Origin of the sequence: Mesorhizobium sp. C089B (genome assembly GCF_030323125.1) — a bacterium.
Classification (GTDB): Bacteria; Pseudomonadota; Alphaproteobacteria; order Rhizobiales; family Rhizobiaceae; genus Mesorhizobium.
The window spans coordinates 3,221,407-3,240,141 of the sequence record NZ_CP100469.1 but is presented as its reverse complement, the minus strand read 5'-3'; the positions used below and the strand labels follow the sequence as shown (position 1 = coordinate 3,240,141).

General features: G+C 63.3%; 16 protein-coding genes. 10 read left to right on the top strand and 6 right to left on the bottom strand.

The window, feature by feature from the left end; all coding sequences use genetic code 11:
* Position 1 precedes the first annotated feature (1 nt).
* The gene (gene flgF, locus NLY44_RS16050) at positions 2 to 727 is read right to left on the bottom strand and encodes a flagellar basal-body rod protein FlgF (RefSeq protein WP_023683481.1); all 726 of its coding nucleotides are present in this window, start codon (positions 725 to 727) and stop codon (positions 2 to 4) included.
* Positions 728 to 734: 7 nt separating this feature from the next.
* Positions 735 to 2,546, bottom strand: coding sequence for a DUF1217 domain-containing protein (locus NLY44_RS16045; RefSeq protein WP_023804750.1), 1,812 nt, complete (start codon positions 2,544 to 2,546; stop codon positions 735 to 737).
* Positions 2,547 to 2,690: 144 nt separating this feature from the next.
* On the opposite strand from NLY44_RS16045, the gene motA reads away from it, so the two are divergent.
* The 6 genes from motA to NLY44_RS16015 are packed head-to-tail and all read left to right on the top strand — an operon-like array spanning position 2,691 to position 7,542.
* On the top strand, positions 2,691 to 3,566 hold the full coding sequence (motA, locus tag NLY44_RS16040; protein WP_023671751.1) for a flagellar motor stator protein MotA: 876 nt from the start codon (positions 2,691 to 2,693) through the stop codon (positions 3,564 to 3,566).
* Between the two features lie 35 nt (positions 3,567 to 3,601).
* The gene (locus tag NLY44_RS16035; RefSeq protein WP_023714015.1) at positions 3,602 to 4,534 is read left to right on the top strand and encodes a FliM/FliN family flagellar motor switch protein; all 933 of its coding nucleotides are present in this window, start codon (positions 3,602 to 3,604) and stop codon (positions 4,532 to 4,534) included.
* A gap of 33 nt (positions 4,535 to 4,567) precedes the next feature.
* Positions 4,568 to 4,957, top strand: coding sequence for a flagellar motor switch protein FliN (gene fliN, locus NLY44_RS16030; RefSeq protein WP_023714014.1), 390 nt, complete (start codon positions 4,568 to 4,570; stop codon positions 4,955 to 4,957).
* Between the two features lie 38 nt (positions 4,958 to 4,995).
* Positions 4,996 to 6,012: a flagellar motor switch protein FliG gene (locus tag NLY44_RS16025; protein ID WP_023683476.1), complete on the top strand. Its 1,017-nt coding sequence runs from the start codon at positions 4,996 to 4,998 to the stop codon at positions 6,010 to 6,012.
* A gap of 13 nt (positions 6,013 to 6,025) precedes the next feature.
* Complete coding sequence (flhB, locus tag NLY44_RS16020) at positions 6,026 to 7,108, top strand: flagellar biosynthesis protein FlhB (protein ID WP_023683475.1); 1,083 nt, start codon at positions 6,026 to 6,028, stop codon at positions 7,106 to 7,108.
* The gene (locus NLY44_RS16015; RefSeq protein WP_023671756.1) at positions 7,105 to 7,542 is read left to right on the top strand and encodes a BspJ family T4SS effector nucleomodulin; all 438 of its coding nucleotides are present in this window, start codon (positions 7,105 to 7,107) and stop codon (positions 7,540 to 7,542) included. Before flhB ends, NLY44_RS16015 begins: the two co-directional genes overlap by 4 nt.
* Before the next feature lie 31 nt (positions 7,543 to 7,573).
* Here the strand turns inward: NLY44_RS16015 and NLY44_RS16010 are convergent, their stop codons facing one another.
* Both NLY44_RS16010 and NLY44_RS16005 read right to left on the bottom strand, forming a co-directional pair.
* Positions 7,574 to 8,344, bottom strand: coding sequence for a helix-turn-helix transcriptional regulator (locus NLY44_RS16010; RefSeq protein WP_023683474.1), 771 nt, complete (start codon positions 8,342 to 8,344; stop codon positions 7,574 to 7,576).
* Positions 8,341 to 9,051 carry a helix-turn-helix transcriptional regulator gene (locus tag NLY44_RS16005; protein ID WP_023683473.1) on the bottom strand — a complete coding sequence of 237 codons (711 nt, stop codon included), beginning with the start codon at positions 9,049 to 9,051 and terminating at the stop codon, positions 8,341 to 8,343. Before NLY44_RS16005 ends, NLY44_RS16010 begins: the two co-directional genes overlap by 4 nt.
* A gap of 507 nt (positions 9,052 to 9,558) precedes the next feature.
* On the opposite strand from NLY44_RS16005, the gene NLY44_RS16000 reads away from it, so the two are divergent.
* Together NLY44_RS16000 and NLY44_RS15995 are read left to right on the top strand one after the other, a co-directional pair.
* Positions 9,559 to 12,465, top strand: a complete 2,907-nt coding sequence (locus tag NLY44_RS16000) for a M16 family metallopeptidase (RefSeq protein WP_286457648.1) — start codon at positions 9,559 to 9,561, stop codon at positions 12,463 to 12,465.
* Between the two features lie 64 nt (positions 12,466 to 12,529).
* Positions 12,530 to 13,723 (top strand): TMEM43 family protein, encoded by a 1,194-nt coding sequence (locus NLY44_RS15995; RefSeq protein ID WP_023804752.1) that lies wholly within the window; start codon positions 12,530 to 12,532, stop codon positions 13,721 to 13,723.
* 87 nt (positions 13,724 to 13,810) lie between these two features.
* Here the strand turns inward: NLY44_RS15995 and NLY44_RS15990 are convergent, their stop codons facing one another.
* Positions 13,811 to 14,842 (bottom strand): histone deacetylase family protein, encoded by a 1,032-nt coding sequence (locus tag NLY44_RS15990; protein ID WP_023804753.1) that lies wholly within the window; start codon positions 14,840 to 14,842, stop codon positions 13,811 to 13,813.
* A gap of 24 nt (positions 14,843 to 14,866) precedes the next feature.
* Positions 14,867 to 15,520: a TetR/AcrR family transcriptional regulator gene (locus NLY44_RS15985; protein ID WP_023804754.1), complete on the bottom strand. Its 654-nt coding sequence runs from the start codon at positions 15,518 to 15,520 to the stop codon at positions 14,867 to 14,869.
* Between the two features lie 276 nt (positions 15,521 to 15,796).
* Here NLY44_RS15985 and NLY44_RS15980 point away from each other — a divergent pair, with 276 nt between their 5' ends.
* Together NLY44_RS15980 and NLY44_RS15975 are read left to right on the top strand one after the other, a co-directional pair.
* Positions 15,797 to 17,476: an amidohydrolase gene (locus NLY44_RS15980; protein ID WP_023686328.1), complete on the top strand. Its 1,680-nt coding sequence runs from the start codon at positions 15,797 to 15,799 to the stop codon at positions 17,474 to 17,476.
* A 156-nt stretch (positions 17,477 to 17,632) separates the two neighbouring features.
* Positions 17,633 to 18,733: an ABC transporter ATP-binding protein gene (locus NLY44_RS15975; RefSeq protein WP_023804755.1), complete on the top strand. Its 1,101-nt coding sequence runs from the start codon at positions 17,633 to 17,635 to the stop codon at positions 18,731 to 18,733.
* The last annotated feature ends 2 nt before the right edge of the window (positions 18,734 to 18,735 follow it).

Below are 18,735 nucleotides of genomic sequence, written 5' to 3'. Positions count from 1 at the left end.
GCTACGACTTGGAGCCGAGCGTCTTGATGGCGTCGTCGGTCGAGGCATCGGTCTGGCGCATCAGCGCCGCCGTGTTCTCGAAGGCGCGCTGGACCATGATCAGGCGCGTCATCTCCAGCACCGGATTGACGTTGGATTCCTCGACATAGCCCTGCGCGACGCCGAGATCGGAACGGTCGGTGACCGGCTCGGGCGCACGCGCGGGCACGATGCCAGAATTGCCGTAGCGGACGAAGTTCGGACCGGGGTCGAAATTGAACAGGCCGATGGCGCCGACAAGCTTGTCGCCCTGGCGCAGCGAGCCGTCGGCGCCCGCCTTGGGCGGACCGTCGCGCGGGTCGAGCTGGATCGGCGCGCCGCCGGCATCCAGCACCGGATGGCCCTCGAGCGACATGAGTTCGCCGTTCTCGTTGATCGAAAACCGCCCGTCGCGCGTCATCACGATGCCGGCCGGAGTGTCGATGCCGAACCAGGCATCGCCCTGGACGGCGAAGTCGAACGGGTTGCCGGTCTGCGTCATCGCGCCATGGGCGCCGGACAAATAGGTCTTGCCGGAGGACGCGAAGGACACGGACTTGGGACCTGTGCCGGAGACGACATCCTCGAACTTCACGCCGGTGGCGCGAAAGCCGATGGTCGAGGCGTTGGCGACATTATCGGCGATGGTGTCGAGACGGCGCTCAAGCGCGATCTGCGAGGAAAGGGCGACGTAAAGGCTGTCCTGCATAGTGTTCTCAGAATCTCAGTTTCTGCATGGCCATCATCAGATCGGTCGAGATGCCGACGGTGGTCGGCTGCGCAAACAGCACACCGACCGATGTCTGAGCGGTCGAGGTCGGATGATTGATTTCCCAAAGGCTGGTGAAGCGGGTGAGGAATTTCTCGAGCTTGGCCGGGTCGGTGAAATCGGTGAGGTCGAGCTTTGCCTCGAAGGCCTGCGCCTGCTTGTCGATATCTGCGGCAGCGAAGGAATCGGGCAGGCCGATGGCGGTGCGTACCACGCTGGCCAGGGCCGTGTCGGCCAGCACGTCGTACCAGTTGGTGATGGTCGAGGCCTTGCGCTCGAAATAGAGCGCCAACCGCACGCCCTCATTGGTCTTGCCGGCGTCTTCTTCCAGGGTCTGGCGCATGTATTTGTCGACCACCGGCTGCTGCGACGGGCTGCGGGTCGTTGCCGCTTCGCCGTAGGCCTCGAAATTCAACGAGGTGGCGAGCCTGGCATAGGCCTTGTTGGAGAGCTTGTTGGCGACACTGGCGGGATCGCGGACACCGCCCTCAAGGACATCACGGACGAGATCCTTGTTGGTGGTCGCCGGATCGAGCCCGCTTGCGGACAGAGCATAGTTATAAAGGCGGCTGTCGGCCATCAGGTCGTCGACCGATTTCACCTTGGTGATGTTGGCGAGGTAGTAGCTGGTCTCGGCCTGGACGGCGTCCGCATTCGGCTTGATGAGGCCAAGACTGGACTCGGTCGTGTAGAGCTTCGGCGTGGTCTTCAGCACCGCGTCGCGCGTGGTCGTCTGATCGCCATACTGGGCAAAATCAAAGGCGCTGACGAAGTTGGCGTAGCTCTTGTCGGTCAACAGGTTGGCGGGACTCAACGGATCGGTGACGCCGCCATTGACCATGGTGCGGATCTGCTTCGTCGTCTGGGTCGATGCATCAAGCCCATAGGCAGCCATGGCGAAGGTCAGCAGGCGCTTGTCCTTCAGCAGGTCTTCGATGGACTTCACCTTGGAGATGTTGGCTGCGTAGTAGTCGGCCTCGCCCTTGATGTATTGCGCGGTCGGCTTGACGAGCAACAGTCCGGTTCCGCCGATCACAGCCTTCGGCACCGCCTGCTGGACGGCGTCGCGCGCCGTAGCCTGGTCGCCATATTGGGCAAAGTCGAAAGCCGCGACGAAAGCCGCATAGCCCTTGTTTGTCGACGTGTTTGCGGGGCTGTTCGGGTCGGTGACGCCGCCTTCCAGCATGGCCCGCACGGTCGCAGCCGGCTCGGCGTCGGCGTCCAGGCCGAACGCGGCCATCGCATAGGTGAGCAGGCGATCGTTGCCCATCAGGTCGTCGATCGATTTTACGTTGGAAATGTTGCTCAGGTAGTACGAGGTTTCGCCCTTGTAGTAGGTGAAGCCGTTCTGCGAAGGGCCGACCGAGACCTGGAGACCATAATTGTTGGTCACGCCCTGCTGTGCCGAATTGTAGCTCGTGGCATTAGCGCCAAGTGCGGCGAAATTGAAGGCCGACACGAACTCGGCATAACGCTTGTCGCTCAGTTTGTTGGCGAAGCTGTCGGAATCCGACACCCCTTCCTTCAGGGCTTTGACCATGAAGGCCTTGGCGTAAGCCATGTCGCCGAGACCGAAGGCTTTCATGGCATATTTGAACAGCCGGTCGTTCTTGACGAAATCGTCGATCGATTTCACGCTGCCGATGTTCGCGAGATAGTAGTCGGTGTCGCGCTTGGTGATCGGCTCCGCCTCGATGCGGTCGATCGCCTTGGGGATGTCCCTGGCGATGAGCTGGTAGCTGGTAAAAGTGCTCAACACGACATGCCTCCGGTCGCAGCTTCAAAAGCAAGACTATGCGGACTTGCTTGCGCGAGGCTGAATCGCCTCACCTTGCATGATTCAAGCCTCACACAAGGCACGGGGGCTATCGGTTAGGCCTGACGTGATGCGGAAGGATCTGGCGTGGGCATTCTGATCGGACTTGTGGTGACGCTCGGCTGTGTTCTCGGCGGCTTCATGGCGATGGGCGGCCATCTGCATGTGCTGATGCAGCCTTGGGAAGCGGTGGTCATCTGTGGCGCCGCACTTGGCACCTTTCTCGTCGCCAACCCGATGAAGACGGTCAAGGACACCGGCAGGGGTATCCTCGAAGCGTTCAAGCAGGCGGTACCGAAAGAACGCGACTATCTGGAGACGCTGGGCGTGCTGCACAGCCTGATGCGCGAACTGCGCTCGAAGTCGCGCAGCGAGGTCGAGGCGCACATCGACAATCCGGAGGAGTCGGCGATCTTCCAGGCGTTCCCGACCGTGCTCAAGAACCACGACCTGACGAATTTCATCTGCGACTACTGCCGCATCATCATCATCGGCAATGCCCGCTCGCATGAGATCGAGGCGCTGATGGACGAGGAAATCCAGACCATCAAGTCCGACAAGATGAAGGCCTACCACGCGCTGGTGGCGGTGGGTGACGGTCTGCCGGCGCTCGGCATCGTCGCCGCCGTGCTCGGCGTGGTCAAGGCGATGGGCGCGCTCGACCAGTCGCCCGAAATCCTCGGCGGCCTGATCGGCGCCGCCCTTGTCGGAACCTTCCTCGGCATCTTCCTGTCTTATGCGGTGGTCGGACCGGTTGCCACCAAGATCAAGACGGTGCGCGAGAAGAAGAATCGCCTCTATATCATCGTCAAGCAGACGCTGCTTGCCTATATGAACGGCGCTCTGCCGCAGGTGGCGATCGAGTTCGGCCGCAAGACCATCTCGTCCTATGAGCGGCCGACGATCGACGCCGTCGAGCAAAGCACGATGAACACAGCTTCCGCCGAGAAGAAAGCGGCTTGAGCCATGCATGACGACAGACAGGACCGCACGCCGTCATGACAAGTCCTGGCAGCCCCTCGCAAGCCCGCTCGCTGATCATTGAGCGTCTGGTCGGTGACAGCGGTGAGGCCGCTCATGTCATCGGCACCGGGCGCTCGATGGGCGAGCGCGCGCTGCCGCTGCTGCAGAAGAGCCTGGCCGGCGAACTCGGCGCACCGGTCACCGTCGACCTGCGCGCGGTCGAGATCAGCCGTGTTCCCGATGCCCGCACGAATGCCGGCGATGCCTTTGCCATGGCCATCATAGCATCGCCGACGTCTTCGGATGCGATGACGCTGGTGGCAGATGCGCCGGCCATCGCCGTGATGGTGTGCGCGCTGTTCGGCGGCGATCCGGATCAGCCGGTTTCGCCGATCGAGCGCGCTCTGTCGCAGATCGAGACCGATGTTGCGACCACGGTCTTCCAGGAAGTTGCGCAGGCGTTGAACGGATCGGGCCGGCGCTCGCTCGAGCTGCGGCTGCCGGTGCCGCGGGCGCTTTCGGGCAGCGAAGCCAAGCGCCGCGTGCTGCGCGATGGCGCGGCGGTGCGCATCGTCTTCGGCATCTCGACGCCGACCGACAGCGGAACGGTCACGGTGATGATCCCGCAGCGCATCCTGCTGGCCACACGCGGTATCGCCGATGTCCACGACAGCGAAGGCACGACCTCCGACTGGCGGGCACGTTTTTCCGAAGAAGTGATGCGCTCGACGGTGACGCTCGAAGCGACCATGCCGTTGGCACGCCTGACGCTCGGCGACCTCGCCGGCTTCGAGCCGGGCCAGATCATCGAGTTCGAGGAAACCGCGCAGTCGCAGGCCAAGCTGAGCGCGCGCGACAAGACGCTGTTTGTCTGCGAGTTCGGTAAGCTCGGGCAGAACTACACCGTCCGGATCAGGCATCCTTACGATGCCGGTCAGGATTTTATCGATGGGCTCATGCCGGGCTGACGCCGGGCAAGCCCAAGCATTTGGAGACGACTGATGGCCAAGACCAAGGTGGAAGCCAATATCGACCAGCCGGACGAACAGCTCGACCGCGCCATCGAGGAATTGCGCGGTGTCCTCCAGGAGGAGGAAAAGCGCCCCGACGCCGCCTTGCGGGCTGCCACGTCCGGCGCCAATTCGAACATCATCATGAGCATCCCCGTCGATGTGCAGATCATCCTCGGCAGCACGGAAATGTCGGTGTCGGACCTGATGGCGCTGCAGAAGGGCTCGACGGTGGCGCTCAACCGGCGCATCGGCGAACCGGTCGATGTCGTGGTCAACGGCCGCAAGATCGCGCGCGGCGAAATCACCGTGCTGGAAAGCGATCCGTCGCGCTTTGGCATCAGGCTGACCGAAATTATCGCGGCGACCAAGGGCGCTTGAGCAATGAATGACATGCGGTCTCAGCAGGAGCGGATGCCATGACGACGCCGGTGACGCTCACGCGCCCGCAAAAGGCCGCCGCCATCCTGGTGGCGATGGGCAAGCCTTCGGCCAGCCGGCTGCTGAAATTCTTCAAGCAGGAAGAACTGAAGGCACTGATCGAAGGGGCGCGGCTGCTGCGCACCATTCCGCAAAGCGACCTCGAACGCATCGTTGCCGAATTCGAGGCCGAGTTCACCGAAGGTGCGGGCCTGCTCGATTCCGCCGACCGGATGGACACGATCCTCAATGAATCGCTGTCGCCCGAAGAGATGAGCGCCATCATGGGCGACAAGCGCTTCGAGGTTGCGCCGGAAGGACCACCGCCGATCTGGCCGGAGCTGGAAAAGCTCGAGCCGACGCGTCTGGGCACGTTCCTTGCCGCCGAGCATCCCCAGACCGCGGCCATGGTGCTGTCGAAGCTTGCGCCGCAAGCCGCCGCCAACATTTTGCTGACCATGGAAAAGCCGATGCGCAGCGAGATCATCAAGCGCATGGTGACGATGGCGACCATTCCGGACGCGGCCACCAGGATCATCGAGAACCAGCTGCGCGCCAGCGTGCTGGCGCAGACCGCGACCAAGGATATCTCGGCGGGACAGGCGCGCGTCGCCAGTATGCTCAACGAGATGGACAAGCCTCAGTTGGAAGAGGTCATGCAGGATCTGGAAGAGGCCGGCACGCCGGACCTCGGCGGTGTCCGCTCCAGGTTGTTTGCCTTCGACGATCTGCCGCTTTTGACGCAGAAGGCGCGGGTGCTTCTGTTCGACGGGCTGTCGACCGAACTGATTACGCTGGCGCTGCGCGGTGCGGCGCCCGCATTGACGGAATCGGTGCTGTCGGCGATCGGCGCACGGTCGCGGCGCATGATCGAGTCCGAGCTCGGCCAGGGCTCGGAAGGCATTCAGCTTGCCGACATCATGACGGCGCGCAAGAACATCGCGGTGGCGACAATCCGGCTTTCGCGCGAGGGGGCTTTCGAACTGCCCTCATCGCAGCAGAGCGAAGCGGCTTAACGCCGAGCGCTGAATGGCTGAAGCGGCGGACAAAGACTCCAAAACCGAAGACGCGACCGAAAAGAAGATCCGCGACACCGTCGAACAGGGCAAGCTGCCCCATTCGCGAGAGGCCGCACTTCTGGCGTCCTTCATCGCCATACTGGTGTTCACCGTCTTCTACGCCAAGGACGCGGTCGTTGATCTCGGCATGTTCCTGTCGATGTTCCTGGAAAAGCCCGAGGCGTGGCCGATGGACACCGAGACCGACGTCATCGCGCTCTACAAGACCGTGATGATGGAAATAGGCAACGCCGTCGTCAGCCTGCTGGTGCTGCTGGTGGTGGCCGGCATCGGCGCCTCGGTGCTGCAGAACATGCCGCAAGTCGTCGGCGAGCGGATCCGGCCGCAACTGTCGCGCATCTCGATAGCCAAAGGCTGGACCAGGATGTTCGGCATTCAGGGCTGGGTCGAGTTCCTGAAATCGCTGGGCAAGCTCGGCTTCGCCAGCATCGTGCTCTACTTCACGCTATCGCAGGACTACCGCCAGCTCCTGGCCGGCATGATCACCAACCCCGTCGCTTTCGGCCTCGTCATCAAAAGCATCACCGTCGACATATTGGTGGCGATCGTCTTCGTCATGGGGCTGATCGCGGCGGTCGACGTCGTCTGGTCGCGCTTCCACTGGAAGCAGGATCTGCGGATGACCAAGCAGGAGGTCAAGGACGAGTTCAAGCAGTCCGAGGGCGACCCGATCATCAAGTCGCGGCTGCGCTCGCTGGCGCGCGACCGGGCGCGCAAGCGGATGATGACGGCGGTGCCGCGCGCGACGCTGATCATCGCCAATCCGACGCACTTTTCCATCGCGCTCAGATATGTCCGCGACGAGGATTCAGCACCCATGGTGCTGGCCAAGGGCCAGGACCTTGTGGCGCTCAAGATTCGCGAGATTGCCAAGGAGCACAACATCCCGATCTTCGAGGACGTGGCGCTCGCCCGCTCCATGTACAAGCAAGTTTCGGTTGATAGCGTGATCCCGTCGCAATTCTACCAGGCCGTCGCCGAACTGGTGCGGATCGTCTACTCCAAAAAGGCTGAGCGGAGACAAATTTCATGAACCGCCAACCGCACGCAAAATCCCGCGAACTCATCGTCGCCAAGGCCATCGAGCAGGTGGTCGACGAGTTGCGGCTGATCGACGTCGCCGACTACATCGCCTTCATCCGGCTCGAGCATTTCGCTTGCCTGTCGGATCTGGTGGATTCGGCTGTGGAGCTTTTTTTCCTCCCAGGCACGCTCAGGCTCGGCCATGGCGGAGAGGCACATGTCGACTGGAGCGGCAGCCCGCGCATCGTGCTCGATCTCGAGCTTCGGCCGCCGGGCGTCACCGTCTATTTCCAGCTGACGCTGAGCGAGGAGAGGTCTTCGGTCGCGGTCAACTATGTGTCGTTCGAAAAGCCCGGGGAAGACCCCGAGCACAACACCGCTTTGCTGGAGACGGTGATCGAAGAGGCGCGAATCCGCAGGACCGAGCCGCTCGCCTATCGCTGATCTTTTGTCTTACTCCAACTGCCAGACGCGATCACTCGATCAGCCCCAGCCGCAGCGCCTTGGCCACCGCCTGGTTGCGGTTGACCGCGTTGAGCTTCTGCGTCGACTGGGTGAGATACTGGTTGGCGGTGTGGACCGACAGCTTCAACAGCCTGGCGATCTCTTCGCTGGTGTTGCCGTTGGCGGTCAGCTTCAGGCACTCCAGTTCACGCTTGGAGATCGACCGCATCCGGCCGGCATCGTTCGGACGAATGCGGGCGACGGCGGCGAACAGCGAAAAACAGCGGGCGTGGATTTCGTAGAGCGTGTCCTCCGGCAAAGCGATCGTCGAGCCGAGGAACACCACCAGCCCGCAATGGCCGCGATCGGCATGGACGGGAAAGCCAATGCCGTTGGTGCCCGGCGCCAGCGGCTCCGTCCGCTCCGCCCAGGCGAGGTTCTTGAAGACGGCGTCCGAGCCGGCGATGCCGTCATCGGCCCACCAGCGCGGCGCTGTCGAGGCGCCGCTGTGGCGAACCATCTCCTCACCGTTGGCGCCGGCAATGAATTTGGTTGTCACCGCGGTGGCGGGATAGTCGGAATCGAAGCTCGGCACCAGGCGCGCCCGTTCCGGCGAGGGGCTGACGAAGTAGAGGCCAAACGCCGACGCGTTGATGTCGACGGCGATCCAGCGGCAGCGGCGCACCGCGTCCGGGATGGTAACGGCATGGTGCGTCTCGGAACCGATGGAGAAGGCGCCGAACGGATTGCGCTGCTCGTTGAAAAGGGCTTCGGCCGCCGCCTTGATGTCAGCATGTTTCAAATGATGCCGCTCCTGATCGCCGTGGCGATGGCCATCGCGCGGTTCGACGCCGCGAATTTCTGGATGGCGTGGGTGATGTAGCTGTTGACGGTGTTGGACGAGACCCCGAGGATCACTGCGACCTCATCGGTGGTTTTGCCTTCAGACACCCAGAACAGGCATTCGCGCTCGCGGTCGGACAGCGGGTCCTGCATGGCGACGGCGGCGATCAATTGCGGGATGGCGGACAGCGCGTAACAGCACTTCAACTGAGCCTTCATCAGCGCCGGCTGGTCGATACTGCCGGCCTCGGCCGCCGAGAAAAGCGCAAACAGCCGCTGGCGGCCGACATTGAGCCGCAGTGAATAGACTTCGGCATGTCCAAGCACGTCGAGCAGGCGCGCCTCTTCGCCTGTGAGCAGTCCGCCGGCGTCGGGTGCCGCGGCGGCGACCAGGGGCCTCGGGCGGATGCCAGGTGCAACGGTCAGCGGTCCCTGGGCAAGGCCGGCGATCAGCCGCTTGCCGATCAGTTCAATGGCGTCGAAGATCCAGTTGGATGAGACGATGCGGGCGTCGTTGCGGTCCTGGTCGTGGACGATGGCGACGAGCATGTAGCTGTCGGCGCCGATCTCGGCGGCAAGCTGCATGAAAAAGGAGGTGAGATCGCCGCGCGATTCGAGGCGCGAGCCTAACGTATCGGATTGGAGAAGCGCGGCGGAACTGCTCATTGGATGCTTTGGTTGTATGTCATGGCCGGAGTCTTTTCTTGAGCCCGGACGCTGGGGTTAGCAGCGGCCGAACTTGAAGACGCATCACGTTTACGAAGCACTCACACGGCGCGGCGGTCGCGCTGATCGCCGAATCCATTCAGGGAACGCGAAGCCGTCCGCGTCTGGTGCCGGTCATTGGCCGGAACTTGAGACTTTGGGTGGTCGCCGCGCCCCCCAAGGACCGGCTGATTCGGGTCTAATCTACCCGCAGATGAATCCGACATCAAACGCGATTTGACAAAATCAATATTATTGGACTCAAGCGACTCAGGGGCTGCTTTCGCGGCCTTTTCCGCCGCAAAAGGCCTGAAACGCCGACACGAAAAAGCCAGAGGGTGTTGCGATACTGCCGTATCGAGGGCCGATCGATTCCGATAGGGTCTCGGCAGCCGGCAGGGGTGGGCATCCCTTCGGTCATACGGCGGATTTGGCGGCGCTTGCTCGCGGCCATCAGCATCGGGGGTCATGATGAAGCAGGTTTTCCTGGCGTTCACGGTGGTGCTTGCGGCTCTTGCCGGCATGGCAGCGCCCGCCAAGGCTGAGCCGACCGTTACCTATGCGCTCGACAACGGGCTGCAGGTGGTGCTGGTGCCCGACCATCGCGTGCCGAAGGTGGTGATGAACCTGCGCTACCGCGTCGGGTCGATGAATGAACCCGCGGGACGCTCGGGCTTTGCGCATCTGTTCGAACATCTGATGTTTTCCGGCACGCCGGCCTGGCCGAACGTGTTCGGCGCGCACGCCGCGCTCGGCAACGAGATCAATGCCTGGACCACCGAAGACGGCACGGTTTATTACGTCGACGGGCTGTCGTCGTCACTGCCGATGATCTTGTCGCTGGAGGCCGACCGCATGGCCAATCTCGGCCGCTCGGTGACTCAGGCCAAGCTCGATCTGCAGCGCTCGGTGGTCAAGAACGAGATGCGCCAGAACGTGCTCGACAAGGCCGGCGCATCCGGCTGGGAAGCTTTCTGGTCCGGGCTGTTCCCGAAGCCGCATCCCTATAGCCGCATGGTCATCGGCTCGGTCGCCGATCTCGATGCGGCGACGCTCGACGATGTCAGGGGTTTCTTCAACAGCTACTATCTGCCCAACAATGCGGTGTTGGTGCTGGTCGGCGACTTGGAGATCGACGACACCAAGGCGCTGATTGCCGACACGTTCGGCCGCGTGGCGCGCGGCGCCGATGTGGCGCGGCCCGCCGTGCCGGAACCGACGCAGGCCCGGCTCAAGCTGGTGCTCGAGGATCGCGTGCCAAGCCCCATCGTTGTGGTCGGCTTCAGTGGCCCGGTGGCGCAGTCGCCCGACAATGGTGCGCTCAGCATTGCCGCCGAACTGCTCGGCAACGGCGAATATGGTTTTTTGCGCAACCGGCTGGTTTCGCAGTTGGGCATTGCCACCTATGCCAGCGCGAGCTGGACCGGCGGTCTGCTCGGTGGCCGCTTTACCTTCGAGGCGGGTGCCGCCGAAGATGTGGCGCCGGAAGCGCTGGAAAGCGCGATGAAAACGGCGTTTGCGGATTTCCTGAAGACCCCGCTCGATCCGGTCGATGTCGAGCGTGCGCGCACCGGCATCTTGCAGGCAGCGCGGCTCGGCAGCGAAGCACTGAAGGATCGCGCCGGCGTCGTCTCCTACAATGCCGACGTGCTCGGCGATGCGCAGAGCGCGCTGGTGGACGACCCGCGGGTGAAGGACGCCAGCGTGGCGGGCGTCGAGGCAACGATGAAGCGGCTGTTGAAACCGGAAGACGCCAGCATACTGGTGCTGAAGCCCGGCCCGCGCGGCGGCTATCCCGATGCACTGATCGGGTCGTCCGGCACACCGCAGCCGTTCACCGCGCCGGAGCGAGCGGCGATCGACATTCCGAAGCATGCGGCCGGGCAAGCGCCTTCGGCAACACTGCCCGCCATGGAAACGGCGACGCTCTCGAATGGCATCAAACTCGTCCACTACACAATGCCGGAAGCGCCGATGGTCTATGTCGCGGCCAGTGCCGCCGGCGGCTGGAACAGCGTGCCGGAAGGCAAGGAGGGATTGCTGGAGCTTGCAGCAAGCATGGCGACACGCGGGGCCGCCGATCGCGGCTCGGCTGATTTCGCCAAGGCGGCCAGCGACATCGGCGCCGGCGTCGGCCACCAGGCCGGAACGCTGACCACGATGATGACGCTTGGCGTGCCGCCGGAAAAGCTCGACCAGGGTATTGGCCTGCTCGCCGACGCGGTGCTGAAGCCTCGTTTCGACAAGACCGAATGGACTGTGCTGATGGCGCAGACAGTCGACTGGCTAAACGGCCGCGAGGCGGATCTGCCCGGCGTTGCCGGCCGCATGGCAAAGGCGACGCTGATCCCGCAGGTGCCGGGCAAGGCAGCGGTGGACTGGTCGGCATTGGCGCTGGCCTCGATCTCGCTCGACGAGGCGAGGGACGCATTCAAGGCGGAGTTCACGCCGAAGGCGGTGACCTTCTACAGCGTCGGCCCGATGCCGGTCGCGACCGTCGCCGCCAGCCTTGAAAAAGCATTCGGCGCGTGGACAAGCGACACCGCCGGCTATGCCGTCGAGCCGTCGCCGGCGGCGCATTTCAACGGGGGACAGAAAGTGCTGCTGGTGCCCGAACCCGGCGCCAGCCAGTCGGCGCTGTTCGTGGCGCGGCCGGCGCCCGGCACCGACGAGAGCGAGCGCGCTGAATCGACCGCGGTCTCCAACCTGCTTGGCGCCGATTTCTCCAGCCGGCTGAATTCGGTGATCCGCGAGGAGAAGGGCTACTCCTATGGCGTGTCGAGCTATCTGATGAGCCCGATGAAGGCCGGCTCGGGATTGGTCGTGGCAACCACCGTCGAGCGCGCCAACACCGGGCCGGCGATTACCGAAATCCTGAAAGGATTTGCCGGCCTGACCACCTTGCCGGTGGCGCAGGACGAGGTCGACCGCACGGTGACCGTCTATCGCCGGGCGCTGGCTGGATCGGCCGAGACGTCGGCTGGTCTGTTCTCCTCGCTGATTGGCGCGGTCGGCAGCGGATCGACGCTGGAGGACCAGCAAACCCGCATGGCGGCGCGCACAAAGCTGACGCTCGATGCGGTTCAGAAACAGGCGCTGGCCCTGGCATCGCTCGATCCGTCGCTGATCGTGGTGGCGGGCGACCCCGATGTGGTGATGCCGCAGCTTGCCGCGATCGGCCTCAAGGACGTCGAGATCGTCAAGCGTGACGAGGCTGGCGAAGAGACGGCGATGCGGGCGCTCGATCTTCTCGGGGGCAATCGGCAGGCGCCGCTGTCTGCCTCGCCGTGGCGGGTTGGCGATGGCGGCACGACACGGGCGGTGCACGCCTGCGCCGGCGACAGGGATTGCGGCGCGCAGATCCACGCCGATTGACGGGCTAAACGCGCAGCCGCCGGCCGCGTTGTAATTTTGGGATAACTTTGTTTCGGGGGAAACGATGAGCGATTCATTTCGGGAAGTCACATCCGTCTCGTGGTTCGGGCGGATCAAGCGCGCGGTCGGCGGGGTCATCTTCGGCCTTATCCTGATCGTGCTGATGGTGATCGGGCTGTTCTGGAACGAAGGCCGCGCCGTGCAGACGGCGCGCTCGCTGGCCGAAGGTTCTGGAGCGGTGGTTTCGGTCGGCGCCGACAGCGTCGATACCGCCAATGACGGCAAGCTGGTTCATGTCAGCGGACTGGTGACGGCGGACAGCGGTCTGGCGGATCCGGATTTCGGCATTGCGGCGCAAGGGCTGCGGCTGTCGCGCAGTGTCGAGATGTATCAGTGGAAGGAAGAGTCCAAGTCGGAGACGACGAAGAAGCTCGGCGGTGGCGAAGAGACGGTGACCACCTACAGCTATTCCAAGGTGTGGGACGACAGCCAGATCGACTCCTCCGATTTCAAGAAGCCGGACGGCCACCAGAATCCGCCGATGGAAATCCACGGCCGGACCTTCCAGATTCCTGAGGGCAAGCTTGTCGCCTTCGATCTCGATACGCCGGTGCTGGACCGCATCGAGGGTGACAAGGACTATTCCCTGTCAGCCGACCAGTCGGCGGCGATAAAGGCTGCCTATACCGGAACGAAACCGCTCAGCATCGTCGATGGCAAGATTTTTCTCGGCAATGACAACACGACGCCCGCTTTGGGTGACTATCGAATCGGCTACGAACTGGCGCCGCTGGGCGTGGTTAGTATCATCGCGCGCCAGGCCGGCAGCCGCTTCGAGCCCTACCAGACGCAAGCCGGCGATGCGCTGCTGATGGTCGACACCGGCAACGTCCCGGCCGAAAAGATGTTCGCCGACGCCGTCAGCGCCAACACGCTGATCACCTGGCTGCTGCGCGGCGCCGGCTTGCTGTTGCTGACCATAGGCTTTGCGCTGTTCCTCAGCCCGATCGGGGTGATCCTCGATGTCATACCCTTCCTCGGCAGCATGGCGCGGATGGGTACCGGCATTATCGCCTTCGTCCTGGCGATCCTGGTCGGCACGGTGACGATCGCGATCGCCTGGTTCTGGTACCGGCCGTTGCTGGCGGTGGCCATCCTGGCGACAGGCGTGATTGCGGCGGTGATTGTATACCGCATCGGCCGGTTGCGAAGGCCAGCCGTTCCGGTGGTTGCACCCAACCCGGCTGCGGCCGCCTAGATGGTCGGGGCGGCCGGAGCCGCCCCATATCTCTTTGGCGCAATTCCGGCCGGAAAACCGCCTCACACTTATCCTGGAATTGCTTTCCTATTTGTCCTCGAAGCCGGTGAGCACGCCGACGGCGTTGATGCCGATCTCCTCGACGGCGTAGCCGCCTTCCATCACGAACAGCGTCGGCAGGCCGAGCTTGGCGATGCGATGGCCGATCTTCGGATAGTCCGGGCTTTTCAGCTTGAACTGGCTGATCGGGTCCTTCTCGAAGGTGTCGACGCCAAGGGAGACGATGACGATATCGGGGGCGTAGGCGGCGAGCTTGACGCAGGCATCCTCCAGCGAGGCGTTCCAGGCGTCCCAATTGGTGCCGAAGGGCATGGGATAATTGACGTTGAAACCTTCGCCGGCGCCGGCGCCGCGTTCATCGGCATGGCCGAGGAAGAACGGATACTCCACCATGGGATCGCCATGCAGGTTGAGAACCTGCACGTCGGCGCGTTCATAGAAGATCTCCTGCGTGCCATTGCCGTGGTGATAGTCGACGTCGAGGATCGAGACGCGTTTTGCGCCCTGATCGAGGAACCATTGCGCGGCGACCGCAGCATTGTTGATGTAGCAGTAGCCGCCCATGAACCCGGCACCGGCGTGATGGCCGGGCGGGCGGCAAAGCGCGAAGGCCGACCGCTCGCCACCCTTGACCAAGGCCGCCGCCGTCAGCGCCACGTCATAGGACGATTTGATCGCGGTCCATGTGCCTTCGACGAAGGTGGCGCCGGCGTCGAAGGAATAGTAGCCGAGCAAGGCGTCGACGCGCTTGGGTGGCACGTCGCCGCGCAGGCCGCGCGTCGGCCAGGTGAAGGGCATCGCCGTGCCCTCGAGGCCGGCGGCCTTCCACGCCGGCCAGACGGTCGGCAGGAAGTCGATATAGTCGGCCTTGTGAATGCGCTTGGCGGCTGTGAGATCGTGCTCGACCGGTCCGATGATCGGCCCCAGCTTCTCGCTCTCGACCCGCGCCTTGATGAACTCGGCCCGCGATGGCTTCTCGAAACCCGGCACGATGGCTGATGTCACCAGTTCCATCTGGCCGGCATGGCCGGCATGAAGCGGCGAATAGACAGTCTTCATGAATTTCCTCTCGAAATAGCGAAATCACTCAAGGTTGAGATAGGGGGTGACCAGAGCGAGCCACATTCTTTCCACATCGTCCTCGATGAGGTCGTATGTCTTGCGGTCTCTTTTCAGCCCCACAAGCCGGCAGGCGTGCCCGACATCCATCATCAGCACGCCGAGCCGGCTGGCGATCTTGTCCTCAAGGGCCGGGTTCACATGCTGCAGCCACGCGGCGTAAAGCGCGATGATCTGCTCGTCATATTCGTCCTGGATCGGCCTGAGGTCGGCATTGCCGGATATCGCCTCGATCACCGGCATCAGGGTGGCGTTTTCGAGATATATTCTGGAGGTATCGATGAAGAGCTTGCGCACTTCCTGCCGAAACTCGTCGCGGTTGGTGGGTGGGGTGACCTCGATGCGCCTGGCGATCACCTCGGGAAAGGACGACAGCCAGCGCCGGGCGAGGTCGAGGAGAATGGCTTCCTTATTGGGAAAGTACTGGTAGACCGAACCGACCGACAGGCCCGCGCGCCGGGCAATGGCGAGCGTCGTCGGCGTCTTGGTTCCCTGCTCCCGCGTCAGGATCAGCGCAGCGTCGAGTATCCTGTCGACCACCTTGCTCGACCGTTCCTGCCGCGGCTGCTTGCGCGGTTCGAGCGCCATCCTGGTTTCGCGGCTGAGACTGCGCTTCACGGATTGATGCCTTCGTTCCCAGCCGGTTTCAACACAGGTCCCGGTCTCAACATTGGCGTGGTGTGTTGTCCACAATACATTCGAAATTCGGCACGTTGACAAACGCGAATAATTAGTCGCATTCTTTTATCCACGCTGTTTTGAGAGATCACAAGGGGAATTTCGAAACAGCGCACTGGCATCAGTTTTCGTCCGATAACGCCGCTCCAGCGGAGTGGCAGCTTGTCGGACAAGAGGGTTGTCGTCTCAGCCAGTCGTCAAAAGCGCGGAGTCGCGATGTCTGTCACGGGTGCGGGTCAAAATGCTGATCTGATCGTCATCAATGGTCGCGTGCGGACCATGGACGATGACAATCCCGCCGCCCAGGCGATTGCCGTCAAGGACGGCGCCATCATCGCCATAGGCAACCACGCCGCCATCGAAAAACTCAAGGGAACGACCACAGAGGTGATCGACGCCAAGGGCGGTTCGGTCCTGCCCGGTTTCATCGAAGCCCACATGCATCTGTTCTCGGGAGGGGCCGAGCTCGCGCATCTTCAACTCGGCGGTATCCATGGATTCGAGGCGCTTCAAAGCGCCATCCGCGACTACGCAACGACGCGGCCCGAGGCGAAAATGCTTGTGGGACAGGGCGTCGACTACACCGTGCTCGGCGACGAGCGGGTGACACGCCATCATCTCGACGCCATCCTGCCCGACCGCCCCTTCTGCATGGCAGCGCCCGACCACCATACGATGTGGGCCAACACCAAGGCGTTGGAGATAGCCGGCATCCTGAAGGGACGCACGCTCGGTCCGGGCAACGAGATCGTGATGGGTGTCGACGGCCTGGCCGCGGGCGAATTGCGCGAGGGCGAGGCCTTCGGTCCGGTGCTCGACCTTGCCGGCGAAAGCCGGGTGCGGCTGGGGCTGTCGACCGGCGGCGAGCCGGACCCAACGCCGTCGGCCGCCGAGCGGGCCGCTGACCGTGACATCATGCGGCGCGGGCTTGCATGGTGCGCGCGCCACGGCATCACCTCGATCCAGAACATGGACGGCAATCTCTACCAGCTCGAACTGCTTTCCGAGATCGAGGCAGAGGAGGGATTGCCCTGCCGCGTCAAGATCCCGTTCCACTACAAGAACTTCATGACGCTCGACATGCTCGAGAAGGCGTCCGTCATGGCCGAGCGCTACCACAGCGAGTGGCTGTCGTCGGGCATGGTCAAGGTGTTCTATGACGGCGTGCTCGATTCCTGGACCGCTGTTATGGTCGAACCTTATGCCGACCGTCCCGACTGGGTCGGCGAGCCGCTGTTCACGCCGCAGCAATTTATCGATCTCGCCGTGGCTATCGACAAAGGCGGGCTGCAGATCGCCGTGCACTCGATCGGCGACGGCGCGGTGCGCGCAGTGCTCGACGGTTACGAGGCGGCGCAGAAGGTCAATGGCAAGCGCGACAGCCGGCACAGGGTTGAGCACATCGAGGTCACCACAGCAGCCGACGTGCCGCGTTTTGCCGAACTCGGCGTCATCGCCTCGATGCAGCCGTCGCATCCGCCCGGCGCCATGGATTTTCCGCTGGAGCCGACGGTGTCACGCATCGGGCCGGCCCGCTGGCCGCTGAGCTATGCCTGGCGCACCCTGAAAAGCGCCGGCGCCCATGTCGTGTTCGCCTCGGACTGGCCGGTGGCAGCGATCGACCCGATCCTGAGCATTCAGGCGGCAGTGCAGCGCAAACCATGGGCAGAAGGCGATCCTGACCAGAGTTTCTCGCTGCAGGAAGCGATTGCCGCCTACACGGTCGAGGGCGCCTATGCCGAATTCGCCGAGCATCGCAAAGGCGTTCTGAAACCCGGCTATATGGCGGATCTGGTGGTTTTGTCGGCCGATATCGAGAAGACGGCGCCGGCCGATCTACACAAGCTGCGGCCGGTGACGACGGTCTGCGGTGGCAAGGTCACCTACCAGGCCTGACAATGGCATGCGGCTTGCACAGCTTGCCGCTTGCAAGACGAAATGACCGACTGAACTGTGATTCAATGCCGGACTTGCCAACCTACCGGCCGTGTGGTCACATCGAACAGGGGAAAAACTCCGCCAGCAAGAGCGGGGTCAACAGTGAGGCGTATCGTGCCGGAAAAACCGGATCGGAATGCAATTGAAGTCGTAAACGTCAGTAAAATTTTCGGATCGGGTGAGGGGCAGGTCGCTGCCCTCGATACGGTCTCGGTATCCATCCGCGAGAATGAGTTCTTCACCCTGCTGGGACCATCCGGCTGCGGCAAGACCACGTTGCTGCGGCTGATTGCCGGCTTCGACTTTCCAACCGCCGGCGAAATCCTCCTCTACGGTCAGGACATCGCGCCGTTGCCGCCCTTCAAGCGGCCGGTCAACACCGTCTTCCAATCCTACGCATTGTTCCCGCATATGACGGTCGCCGACAATATCGGCTTTGGCCTGGAAATGCTGGGCAAGCCGAAGGCCGAGATCAAGGCGCGCGTCGCCGAGATGCTGAAACTGGTGAAGATGGAGGCGCTGGCGGGTCGCCGCACCAGCCAGATCTCCGGCGGCCAGCAGCAGCGCGTGGCGCTCGCCCGGGCGCTGGCGCCGCAGCCCAAGGTGCTCTTGCTCGACGAACCGCTCTCGGCGCTCGACTACAAGCTGCGCAAGGAAATGCAGATCGAATTGAAGCGGCTGCAGCACGAGACCGGCATTACCTTCATCTTCGTCACCCACGACCAGGAGGAAGCGCTGACCATGTCTGACCGCATCGCGGTGATGTCGTCGGGCAAGATCCTGCAGGTCGGCTCGCCGCGCGACATCTACGACCGGCCGGCCGAGCGTTTCGTCGCCGACTTCATCGGCGAGTCGAACTTCCTCAAGGCGGATGTGGTTAACGCGACTGGTGGCCGGGCGACGGTGAAGCTGCCGTCTGGTGTGGAAATCCCAGCCTCGCTGCCGGAAGGCTTCAGCCCCAGCGGCAAGGTCACCATCGTCGTGCGTCCAGAGCATGCGCAGTTGGGCACTGCCAGCCCGAGCGCTTCGCTGTCCGGCACCGTCGAAAACATCGTCTATCTCGGCACCGACACGCACTTCCATCTGCGCCTTGCCGGTGGCGAGCCGTTCATCGTGCGGCGTCAGAACAGCCGCGGCGCCGGTGACGGCTTCGTGCAGGGCGGCCAGATCGGCATCATGATCGGCAACGACGCCGCGCAAGTGCTGAAGGACTGATC